This is a genomic window from Streptomyces sp. NPDC127068, from assembly GCF_042724695.1.
GTDB lineage: Bacteria > Actinomycetota > Actinomycetes > Streptomycetales > Streptomycetaceae > Streptomyces.
The window spans coordinates 185173-195033 of record NZ_JBHXEN010000006.1; the positions used below are offsets into that span (position 1 = coordinate 185173).

The 9861-nt window shown below is 71.4% G+C and carries 10 protein-coding genes; 4 read left to right on the forward strand and 6 right to left on the reverse strand.

The genetic code is table 11. From position 1 onward, the window contains the following. Positions 1 to 56: 56 nt before the first annotated feature. On the forward strand, positions 57 to 659 hold the full coding sequence (locus ACFWIA_RS05790; protein ID WP_387000745.1) for a hypothetical protein: 603 nt from the start codon (positions 57 to 59) through the stop codon (positions 657 to 659). A gap of 158 nt (positions 660 to 817) precedes the next feature. Here the strand turns inward: ACFWIA_RS05790 and soxR are convergent, their stop codons facing one another. Further along, positions 818 to 1363 (reverse strand): redox-sensitive transcriptional activator SoxR, encoded by a 546-nt coding sequence (soxR, locus tag ACFWIA_RS05795; RefSeq protein ID WP_387000747.1) that lies wholly within the window; start codon positions 1361 to 1363, stop codon positions 818 to 820. 126 nt (positions 1364 to 1489) lie between these two features. Between soxR and ACFWIA_RS05800 the strand changes: the two genes are divergently transcribed. Next, entirely contained in the window at positions 1490 to 1951 is a 462-nt protein-coding gene (locus ACFWIA_RS05800; RefSeq protein WP_387000749.1) for a MaoC family dehydratase, read from the forward strand. Between the two features lie 16 nt (positions 1952 to 1967). Here ACFWIA_RS05800 and ACFWIA_RS05805 read toward each other — a convergent pair whose 3' ends face one another. After that, complete coding sequence (locus ACFWIA_RS05805; RefSeq protein WP_387000750.1) at positions 1968 to 2594, reverse strand: TetR/AcrR family transcriptional regulator; 627 nt, start codon at positions 2592 to 2594, stop codon at positions 1968 to 1970. 113 nt (positions 2595 to 2707) lie between these two features. Next, positions 2708 to 2995 (reverse strand): YiaA/YiaB family inner membrane protein, encoded by a 288-nt coding sequence (locus ACFWIA_RS05810; protein WP_387000752.1) that lies wholly within the window; start codon positions 2993 to 2995, stop codon positions 2708 to 2710. 140 nt (positions 2996 to 3135) lie between these two features. On the opposite strand from ACFWIA_RS05810, the gene ACFWIA_RS05815 reads away from it, so the two are divergent. Further along, positions 3136 to 3798: a TetR/AcrR family transcriptional regulator gene (locus tag ACFWIA_RS05815; RefSeq protein WP_387000754.1), complete on the forward strand. Its 663-nt coding sequence runs from the start codon at positions 3136 to 3138 to the stop codon at positions 3796 to 3798. A 459-nt stretch (positions 3799 to 4257) separates the two neighbouring features. Here the strand turns inward: ACFWIA_RS05815 and ACFWIA_RS05820 are convergent, their stop codons facing one another. Next, positions 4258 to 5826, reverse strand: coding sequence for an alpha/beta hydrolase (locus ACFWIA_RS05820; RefSeq protein ID WP_387000755.1), 1569 nt, complete (start codon positions 5824 to 5826; stop codon positions 4258 to 4260). Positions 5827 to 6275: 449 nt separating this feature from the next. Between ACFWIA_RS05820 and ACFWIA_RS05825 the strand changes: the two genes are divergently transcribed. Next, positions 6276 to 7439 (forward strand): serine hydrolase domain-containing protein, encoded by a 1164-nt coding sequence (locus ACFWIA_RS05825; RefSeq protein ID WP_387000757.1) that lies wholly within the window; start codon positions 6276 to 6278, stop codon positions 7437 to 7439. 183 nt (positions 7440 to 7622) lie between these two features. Here the strand turns inward: ACFWIA_RS05825 and ACFWIA_RS05830 are convergent, their stop codons facing one another. Both ACFWIA_RS05830 and ACFWIA_RS05835 read right to left on the reverse strand, forming a co-directional pair. After that, entirely contained in the window at positions 7623 to 8477 is an 855-nt protein-coding gene (locus ACFWIA_RS05830; protein WP_387000759.1) for an IS982 family transposase, read from the reverse strand. Positions 8478 to 8570: 93 nt separating this feature from the next. Beyond that, positions 8571 to 9785 (reverse strand): MFS transporter, encoded by a 1215-nt coding sequence (locus ACFWIA_RS05835; protein WP_387000777.1) that lies wholly within the window; start codon positions 9783 to 9785, stop codon positions 8571 to 8573. Positions 9786 to 9861: the final 76 nt, after the last annotated feature.

A 9861-nucleotide genomic window follows, 5' to 3' on the forward strand; every position in this document is an offset into this window, starting at 1 on the left:
AACGCCCGAACGACGTCGAACGAGTGCTACCGCACAAGTGACGGAGGTGCAGGACGATGGCCGGATTCCGAAGTCTCGCCAGACAGGTGCGGGATCCCCGCAACGACCTGGCGCTACGGAGGTACTCCCTACGGAAGTGTCTGGAACGGTTCGCGCCCTACGGGCACCGTGCCACCTGGGACCACCTGTGCTCCCGGGCCGGGTTCGGTCCCGAGGACCGGTCGCCCGACCCGCGCCGGCTGGTGGCGGCGCTCGACGAGTTGGAGGACGCCCGCGCGGTGTGGCTCGCGTACGAGTCGGAGTTCGCGGCGCGACGGCGCAGGGAGAAGCACGGGGGGCTGCGCCGGCCCGGCAGCGTGGACGACTGGCACCGGCTGACCTGGGGCGGCTTCGGGGTCGCCTGGTGCCACGACCCGCAGGTGCACCCGCGGGCCCCGTTGGGCGAGGTGTTGCGGCGGTTGATCGCCGCGCTGGAGCGGAAACCGGGCGACGGCTGTCCCGTCTGTGGGGACGAGCAGTTGGTGTGGCGGCACGACCTCGCGCACGCACCCTCGGCCGGCGCGGTGTGTCAGAGGTGCGGGATCATCGTGCCGCGCCCCGTGTTGACCACGGCGGCGGTGGCCGGGGCGCGGCGGGCCCGGGCCCTGGTGAGCGTGTAGGCGGTCACTCCGGGGCCGGGGGTTCCGCACGGGGCCGGCCCCGCGGCGCGTCGACCGGTCGCCGGGGCGGCGAGCACCGAGGGGCGAGCGACGGAGCCCCGGGAGGAGCTGCCCGGAGGCGTCCGGAGCCGCCCGCACGGTTCACCGGACGACGGACGTCAGTTCGACGGCTCGCAGGCGGTCGGGTCCCCGGGCTGGGACCCCGAACAGACGCCCGCCGGGTCCGTTTCCGGCGGGGCGGGCTTGTTCAGCCGGGACGGGAGGAGCCGGGAGCCCGCGTTCTCCTCACCGAAGACGTCGTCCGGGTTCGACAGGACACAGGTCTCCAGGGACAGGCAGCCGCAACCGATGCAGTCGGTGAGGTGGTTGCGCAGTCGGCCCAGCTGTTTGATGCGCTCGTCCAACTCCGCGCGCCACGCCCGGGAGAGCCGGGCCCAGTCCTCCTTGGTCGGGGTGCGCTCCTCGGGGAGCTCCGCGAGGGCGTCCCGAATGGTGGCGAGCGGAATGCCGACCCGCTGGGCGGCCCGGACGAAGGCGACCCGGCGCAGCGCGTCCCGGTGGTAGCGGCGCTGGTTGCCGGAGGTGCGCCGACTCCAAATGAGCCCTTTGGACTCGTAGAAGTGCAGTGCGGAGACGGCTACTCCGCTGCGGGCGGCGAGTTGGCCGACCGTGAGTTCATGGACCTTGACCGGGATCTGGGGCACCCTTCGCAGCCTAATCCACCTGGCCGGGCAACCGGTCGCGTCCGCGTTGACACGGTTCGCCGGCCCCCCGGTGCTGAGCGGGCGCGCGAAGGGCGCCGGAGCGGCACGGTCGGGGAGGTCAGGGAGATGACAGGGCCGAGGATCTTCACGTCCGTCGGGGAACTGCGTGCCGCCGTCGGTGAGCCGTTGGGCCCCGGCGAGTGGCTGGAGATCGACCAGAATCGCGTCGATCTCTTCGCCGAGGCGACCGGGGACCACCAGTGGATCCATGTCGATCCGGAACGCGCGGCGGCGGGTCCGTTCGGTACGACCCTCGTGCACGGGTATCTCACCCTCGCCCTGCTGCCCGTGCTGGTGTCCCGGGTCATGCGGGTCGACGGCGTGCGGATGGCCCTCAACTACGGCACCGACCGGGTGCGTTTCCCGGCCCCCCTTCCGGTGGGCTCCCGGGTGCGGGCGTCGGTGGTGCTGCGCGAGGTCCGGGAGGTGGCCGGAGGCGTCCGGGTGACGGCCGCGGTGACGGTGGAGCGGGCGGGCGGCGACAAGCCGGTCTGCGTCGCGGAGTCGGTCTCCCGCTACTCCTTCTGAAGGCGCCCGCGCGGTGTCAGGGCGCCCGGTGCCCGACCATCCGCAGGACGAGGTCGGCGTAGAGCGCACCCACCTGGTCGGGGGTGCGGCGCCCGGCGACGTTGAACCAGCGGGCGACGTCGATGCAGAGCGACAGCACGGCGACGGTGGTTCCGGGGACGTCCTCGACGTCGAACTCCCCCGTGCGCACGCCCTCCTCGATGAGGTCGCGGACCACGCCGTCGGTACGGCGCCGCAGGGCGACGATCTCCGCCCGGGCCGGTTCGCCGAGGGCGTCGAGTTCGTACTGCACGACCCGTGCGGTGGTGTGCTGGGCGGCGTGCCAGCCGACGAAGGACCGCACCGCACCGGCGAGCCGCTCGGCGGGGGTGCCGGGGGCACGGGACGCCTCGCGCAGGATGGCGAGGGCCTTGTCGTGACCGATCCGGCTGATCCGGTGCAGCAGCTCTTCCTTGGTCTTGTAGTGGATGTACAGCGCGGCCGGGCTCATGCCGGCCCGGCCCGCGATGTCCCGGGTGGTGGTCGCGTGGTAGCCGCGCTCGGCGAACGCCTCCACGGCGGCCACCAGCAGCCGTCGGGCCGCGTCCGGCGTGACCTGGCCCCAGGGCGGGGTGTCGCAGCCGGTCTCGTCCGCCGCAGTCATCACGCGCTCCTCTTCTCGCCGGCCGGTCCCTGGTCGGGCCCCCGGCCGGGAAGCAACGATACCCCGAAGGTGAGCAAGCGCTTAGACAAGGGAGGCGGGGGCGCGGAGCCGGCTCAGAGCTTCTCGAACGGGTCGTGCGCGGCGAGCAGCTTGTCCACCCGGGCCTGGTCGACCCTGCTGACGATGCGGTCCGCCTCCTGGCGGTCCCGGATCACCTTGGCGAGCGTGAAGCTCGACGTGACGAGGTAGAGGACGGCGATGGCCAGGAAGGCGCGTACCCAGGAGTCCGCGTCCAGTCGGGCGATGCCGACCCCGGTGGCCCCGAGGGCGACCGCGAACGAGACGACGGCCTGGCCGTAGAACGCGGCCGTCGACTGCTGCTTGACCGATGATTCACTCATGGCCCCACCCTCGCCCCGGGCGGCCGGGACCGCCTCCGTACGGGTACTCAGATCCGTACTCAGCACCTGCCCCGGCCTGCGCCGGTGCACCCTCGTCGGGGTGAGCGCCGGGACGCACCCGCGGCTCTACGATGTGGCGCATGGGCAGACCCCGCAGACCCCTCCTCAGCAAGGACCGCATCGTCGAAACGGCCCTCGGCCTGGTGGACGCGGAGGGGCTGGCGGCCCTGTCGACGCGTCGGCTGGCCGCGGAGTTGGGGGTGAGCGGCCCCTCGCTGTACAACCACTTCCGGACCAAGGACGAGATCCTCGACGCGGTGGTGGACTCGGTGAGCGCGCAGGTCGACCTGTCGATGTTCGAGGGCGACCGGGACTGGCGCACCGCCCTGCACGACTGGGCGCTGTCGTACCGGCGGGCCCTCAGCGCCCATCCCCACGTCGTACCGCTGCTCGCGCGGGGCCCCGGCCGGCGGCCCGCCGCGCTGCGCCTCACGGACACGGTGTTCGGTGCGCTGGTGGACGCGGGGTGGCCCCCCGTGCAGGCGACCTCCGTCGGGGCGTCGATGCGGTACTTCGTCATGGGGGCGGCCCTCGGCTCGTTCGCCGGCGGGTTCGTCGACTCCCCGACGGAGGTCGCCCACGACCCGGCGGCCCACCCCCGGCTCGGGCAGGCCCCTCTGCTCGCGGAGCGGCAGCGGTCGGTCGACGACCGGGCCTTCGAGGCGGGGTTGGCCGCCCTGCTGGACGGGCTGGCCCTCCGGTTCACCGTGCCGCAGGCGCGCGTGCAGGTGCAGGAGGGCTAGATGATTGAGTCCGATGTTTGTGCGGGCCCGTGCGGGACCGCCGACCACGAGGTGCTGTCCGCGGTGCTGCGCCGTTCCAGAGGCGGGGGCCGCCCCGCGCTGGACCAGGTCGAGGCGGAGGCGGTCGGGCGCGTGGTGGCGAGCACTGCACCACCGCTGCCCTCGGCTACCGCTCCCGCTCCGGCTGATTGGTGAACGACCAGGCCCCGGGTGCTTGCTGCCCGGGGCCTGGTGGTGCACTTCGCTTGACCGGCGTGTTCAACGACCGGCTGGGGGCGGTGTCACGCCCACTCGGCTCCTGCCTCCGGGAGGGCGGTTCGCTGGTGGTCGGTGAGCTGTTCCCCGCCGGTGCTTGGTGTCGGTGGCGTAGGCACCGGGCTTCACCGTGCGCCCGGCCCTGTCGATACCGGACCGGGCGCGCGCCGTCCGGCGTGGCCGTGCGGGCGGGGTTTGTGCGGTTTATCCAGGCTGACCCGTCGACCATGTGGGCAGGCCCGCCCTCGTACGGCTGCCGGTGTTCTCCTCCGCGAGGGAGTTCTGGTCGTCGGTGGCGGCGCAGGTCACGTTCCGTCGGGGCAGTGCGCCTGTGGCGAGGTAGTCGTTTCCGGCCTTCACGGCGCACTGGCCGGGAGCGCCGTGGTAGATGCCGTGGCCCTCGCCGCCCTTGACCGAGACCAGCCGGGAGCCCTTGAGGGCCTTGTGCATGCCGATTCCGGTGATCTGCGGGGTCTGCGCGTCCCACTCGTTCTGCAGAATCAGTGCGGGCACGGTGTTGTCGACGACGGTGACGGGCTCGGCCGACTTCCCCCAGAAGGCGCAGGGCTTGATGTTGGAGGTGAAGTCGCCGTAGATCGGATAGCGGGCCTTGTCCCGGATGGAGTCCTTCCGGTACTGCGCGGGGTTGCGCGGCCACGCCGTCTCGTCGTCACCGCAGATGACCGACCAGGTGGTCTCGGTGCCGCCCGGGGGCGGAGTGTACGGTGCCGGGGCGGGCGGCGGACCCACGGGCAGTCCGAGCGAGGCCCGGCGCAGGTCTTCGACCTTCTCGGCTCCTGTTTTGACGTAGTAGAAGCCGAATGCCAGGTCGCCCCGGATCCTGTCCCCGTCCCAGCTCTCCCCCCGCAGCGTGATGGGCGCCCGGTCGGCCTTCCGCACGAGCTTCCAGAAGGTGTCGCGGACCTCTGCGGGGGTGGCTCCCAGGTCGTAGCGGGCGTCGCGCGTCGCGGTCCACTTCGACCAGCGGGCGAACGCGGAGCCGGCTTCCTCGGCGCGGACCTGGATCATCCCGCGCCACACCCGCTTCGGGTCGACGGCGCTGTCGAGGACGAAGCGGTCGGCGCGGTGCGGGAACATCTGGGTGTAGACGGCGCCCAGATAGGTCCCGTACGAGATACCGAGATACGAGATCTTCTTCTCGCCGAGGACGGCGCGGATGACGTCCATGTCCCGGACGGTGTTGCGGGTGGTGATGTGCGGGATCCGGTCGCCCTCCTTCGCTTCGCACTTCTGAGCCATCGAGCGGGCTGTTGCGATGTCCCGCTGCGCGGTCTCCGGCTTGTAGGGGCTGTCGAAGAACTGGTCTTCCTCCTGGGTGAAGCCGCAGTTCAGCGGGGAACTGCGGCCAAGCCCCCGGGGGTCGAAACCGATCAGGTCGTACTTGTCGAGTACGGACGCGGGCAGTTTCGCCGCCATGTCGAGAGGAACGGAGAGGCCTTCGGCGCCGGGGCCGCCGGGGTTGAAGAGCAGCACCCCGTGGCGCTTGCCCGGGACGCTCGTCCTGAGGCGGGAGATCTCGACCCCGGTCTTCGGGCCTTCGGGCCGCTGGTAGTCCAGGGGGACCTGGATCGTGGCGCATTGGAAGCGGGCGGGGGCCGTGCCGCCGCACTGTTTCCACTGGGGCTTCTGGCTCTCGTACCAGGTCGTGGCGGAGCCCGAGTCCGGAGCGGCCTGGGCGGCGAACGCCGTCTGAGGCGCCAGCGGGGCGATGATTCCCACGGCGAGCGCGGCTGTGAGTGCGCTTAAACGCATGGCGGTCCTTTCATCCCGGCCTCGGGCCGGGCGGAGGGGTCACAGAAGACCCTGCCGTGCACAGGTGCCTGGGGGCATCGGCCTCATGTCGGGGTCGGCGTGCGACCACAGCGGTATCCGGACGCCTCGGTTGACAGCCGAGAAGCGGACTGATCCCCGGGAAATCCCTGAGCCACGCCCTCCCGCCCGGAGGGCGTCCGTGACGGCCACTCCCGGCCGGCAGGGCAGGGCAGGTCCTGTCCCGGTCGAGGCGTCCGTGTCTTAAAGCCAGGAGTGGGCCGGAAGTCGCTCAACCGTCCGCCGGCTGTCAACCCGGGCGTTCCATGCCACGTCACCACCCCCGATATGGGTTCGCGCCGGTGTGCTGGACGACGCAGGCCGGCGGGGTGGACCCCGAGACGGACGAACACGCTGAGGCGGTAACAGGCATGAACGCGGTACGAGGACGGGTGCGAACGGCCGTAGTCGGGCTGGCGGTGGCGGCGGTGACCGTCACCGGGATCGGAGGGATCGCGCAGGCGGAGCAGAGTGGGGAGAGGAAGGATCGGGGGCATGCGGCGACCCAGCGGGCGATCGACGCCGTGGTGGCGGCAGGCGTGCCCGGGGCGCTCGGCCAGGCGAGGGACAAGGACGGGGTCTGGAAGGGCTCCTCGGGCGTCGGGAACGTCAAGACCATCACCCCGCGCGGGGCGAACGACCGTTTCCGGATCGGCAGCGTCACCAAGACGTTCACCGCCGCCGTCCTGCTCCAGATGGAGGCGGACGGCCTGCTTGATCTCGACGACACCGTGGAGAAGTGGCTGCCCGGACTCGTCCGCGGCAACGGCAACGACGGGCGGAAGATCACCGTACGGATGCTGCTCAACCACACCAGCGGTCTCTTCAATTATCTGGAAGACAACACCTTCTACCAGAAGTACCTTGTGGCGCCCGGCTTCTTCCAGCACCGCTACGACACGCACACCCCCGAGCAGCTCGTCAGGGTCGGTATCGCCCACAAGCCCTACTTCGCCCCGGGCACCCAGCACAATTACTCCAACACCGGCTACATCCTCGCCGGGATGATCATCGAGAAGGCGGGCGGCTCCTCCTACGAACAGGAGATGACACGCCGGATCATCAAACCCCTCGGTCTGCGGGGCACCAGCGCGCCCGGCAAGGCCACGGGCATGCCCCAGCCGAGCGGCCGGGGCTACGACCCGCTGAGCCTCGCCCCGAACGCGACCAAGCTGTACGACACGACCGAGCTGAGCCCGACCATCGCATGGTCGTCCGGCGACCTGATCTCCACCACCGGCGACCTGAACCGGTTCTTCAGCGCTCTGATGCGCGGCAAGCTCTTCCCCCGCGAGCAGCTCAACGCCATGAAGACCACCGTCCCCGACCCCGACGAACCGGGCCAGGGATACGGCCTCGGCATCAGGACCATCGCGACGAAGTGCGGCGCCAAGGTGTGGGGCCACCCCGGCGGAATCCCCGGCGGGACTTCCTACGGCCTGACCACCGAGGACGGCCGCCACACCTTCGCCTTCAACATGAACGCCGAAATCTCCAAGGCCCTCGGCATCGTCGAAGAGATCCCGAGCGCCGAATTCTGCCGCAGCGCCACCTGACGACAAGGCCCCGCCGCGCCGCGGGCGCGCCCACCCGGGGGACACCGGGTGGGCGCACCCTCCGGCGTCCGGTCCGGCAGCAAACGGCTCGAACCGCGCCCACTGCGCGTCACTCAATGGCACACCCGGACCAACGATCAGGTAATCCGAACGAATGGCCCAGATGAGTGGGTCCGAGTGGTTTCAGTGGTCGTAGGCGATCAGGGATCGTTTGGTTTTGGCGCCGGTGGTCCAGTTGTGCCAGATGGCTGCTGCCAGGGCGAGGAGTCTTTGTCCGGTGCGGGCGAAGACTCCGGCCGGGGTTCTGCCGCCGTGTTGTTCGAGGCTGAGCTGGCCTCTGAGGGTGTCGAAGACTGCTTCGATCCACTGGCGTGAGCGGGCGAGGCGGCCGTGCCGGACGGGTTCGTTCTTCCGGTCCGGCCGCACGAGGTGCACGCCGAGGCAGTCGGTGAGGAACGCTTCGAAGCCCTTCCCGGCGAAGCCTTTGTCCGCGAGGATCACCCGACCGTTGCGGACCAGGCGGTGATCGCGCTCCAACAGCGCGGTCATCACCTCCCTCTCGCCGAGTTTCGGGTTCGCCAGGCACCAGGTCACGGGCATGCCCTCGGCGGTGGTGAGCAGATAGAGCCGGAATCCCCAGAAGAAGCGGGAGTGGCTGCGGCAGTAGCCGTAGCCGGCGTGTCCGGCGAGGCCGGAACGTTTGACGGTCTCCCTCGACGCGGCGCAGGGCAGGGGCGTGGAGTCGATCAGCCTGAGGTCGTCGTGCCAGGTGGGTACCTGCCGGGCCAGGGCTTCGATCACCTGGGAGATCAGCGGGCCGGCTGCGTTCAGCCGCTTGTTGTAGCCGGACTGCTGGGGCAGATAGCGGAACAGATGCGACAGCCGGGCATGGACGAAGCGGATCCAGTGCCGCGCCGAGGGAAAGTCGAGCAGGGCCTGCGCGACCGCCAGGCACAGCAGTTCGGCGTCCGTCAGTCTCGGAGGTCGCCCGATCCGGCGACCTCCCTGACACGGCAACACATGGTCGTCGATGAACACCTACAGTGCCGGCAGAAGGGCGTCCAGGTTTGTCTTCACACACTGACCAACGGGCGTCCTTCGCCACGGTCGCGGTCAGCACAAACATCGGACTCAATCATCTAGCGGCCGGGCCCCGCCTCCGGGCTTGCCGCGCGGCGGCAGGGCCAGGCCCGCCGAGGCGAACAGCAGGACGCCGAGGAGGACGAACGGGGCCGCCGCCCCCGCGACCCCGGCCACCAGGCCCGCGGCGGCCGGCGCGGCGACCTGGCCCAGCCGGTTGCCGGTGAGCCGCAGGGCGAGTGCGGTGGAACGGGCTCCGGGCGGGGCGGCCTGGACCACGGTGGTCATCGACAGGGGCTGGCCGACCCCGAGGCAGAAGCCGAGCAGGGCGAGCATCAGGGCGAGCCCCCACACCGGAACGGGCAGCGCCACGCCCGCGCACAGGACGCCCGCCAGCAGACAGCTCGTCACCAGCAGGGTGGTCCGGCCGACGATCCGGATCATGGGCGTGATCACCAGTCGGCAGGCGATCGTCGCCGCGGCCCGCAGGCTGAGCAGCAGTCCGACGGCCAACGGGCTGATCCCCCGTTCTTCGCCGACGACGGGGAGGAAGGCGGTGAGCACGTCGGTGGCCGACAGCACGGCCAGGCTGATGACGATGCCGCCGGGCACTCCCCTGGTCCGCAGGATGCGGTGGACGGGGACCGGCGCGCTGCGCGCGGGGGCCGGCCCGGCGGGCGCCCGGTGCTCCACCCGCCACAGGGAGCTGAGGCCGACGGCTCCGGTGATCGCCGCCACGAGGAGGGCGAGGGCGCTGGTCCGGGCCAGTTCGGCGCCCTGGCCGGAGACGACGAGTCCCGCGCCGATCGGGCCGATCAGCTGGCCGAGGGAGGCCCCGATGGTGAAGTGCCCGAAGTTGCGGTCCTGGTCCTCGGGCGCCGACTGCCGGGCGACCAGCGACTGGGCGCCGATCACGAAGCACAGGTGGCCGAGTCCCATGACGGCGCTCCAGGCGGCGATCGCGGTCAGGGAGTCGGCCGTGCCGCTGAGTGCGCACCCCGCGGCGATGAGGGCCACTCCGGCGGGCAGCAGGGGGGCGCAGCGGCCGTGGTCGGTGCGGCGGCCGAGGGGAACGGCGGCGAACAGCGGGAGGAGGGCGTAGACACCGGCGATGACGCCGACGGCGCGTTCGTCGGCGCCGAGTGCCAGCGCACGGTACGACACGGCGGGCCGGGCCATCGACACCGCCGCCTGCGCGAAGGCGAAGGCGATGACGAGGCGCAGCAGCCAGTGCCGCTGCGGTCCGCCGGACGTACCGGTGGGTATGTGCAAGGTGCCTCCCGGGGCGGTGCCCACCGCCGTCGTTTTTGACACTTCAGGGTCGGCTGGAGTGATGCTTGTA